1 protein-coding gene is annotated in these 842 nt (G+C 59.9%); it reads right to left on the bottom strand.

Annotation, left to right across the window (positions count from 1 at the left end; all coding sequences use genetic code 11):
• Window positions 1-438 precede the first annotated feature (438 nt).
• The coding region (locus GNZ13_RS48655; RefSeq protein WP_172178427.1) for an alpha/beta hydrolase fold domain-containing protein at window positions 439-842 on the bottom strand (404 nt) is incomplete at its 5' end.

Raw genomic sequence — 842 nt, forward strand, 5'->3', positions numbered from 1 at the left:
TAGTTCAGGCCATGACTGCCCCTGCGCGCTTTGCCCCTCGGGATTGACCGTGTACCGTGCAACCGTAAATAACGTCCGAAAGCGGATTCGCCTTTGCTTAGGATTCGGCGCGAATGACGGCTGTGGCCGACAACGCAACTGATATGATCCGCGCACGAAGGTCCGGTGTCTGGGAGAAGCCGACGTTCGAACGTCCGCGTGAAAGCGTGGGCCAACGTCCGTAGATGGCCGCACTGAGTCCGACGATGACCGATTCAGGACGACCCGCAACAGCCTCTCGCGGTGGCCGGGACCGACGTCTCAACCTGACCGCAGAGCAGACTCTCGCAACGATTTTTCGGCGTCGGCAAATCAGGATGCCTTGCTTGAACGTGAAGTCAAATGCCCTGATAGCCGCGGCACGATGCTGTTACTGCGCCGCGGTCGGGGTTGCGCGGCTTACTTCAGACGCGCCTGCAACTCGTTGGCAAGCTGCCTGGTTGCGGCTTTGGTCGGCGCGTCTCCGGCGAGCGCGTTAAGCAAGCCAAAGTCGTGGATCGTACCGTTGTAGCGGACCGTGGTGACTTCATTGCCCGCGGCGTCGAGTTTCCGGCCATAGGCCTCGCCTTCATCGCGCAATACGTCGAACTGCGCTACCTGGATCAGCGCTGGCGGCAGCCCCTTCAACTGATCACCTGAAGCACGCAGCGGTGAAGCGTAAATCTCGTTGCGCTGCTTCGGATCCTTTGTATAAGCATCCCAGAACCACTTCATCATCGGCCGGGTCAGGAAATGGCCTTCCGGATAGGTGTTGTACGAGCCGTCGCTGAAATCGTTGTCCGTCACCGGCCACATCAGGCCTT

The sequence above is a fragment of the Paraburkholderia elongata genome (genome assembly GCF_013177735.1).
Taxonomy (GTDB): Bacteria; Pseudomonadota; Gammaproteobacteria; order Burkholderiales; family Burkholderiaceae; genus Paraburkholderia; species Paraburkholderia elongata.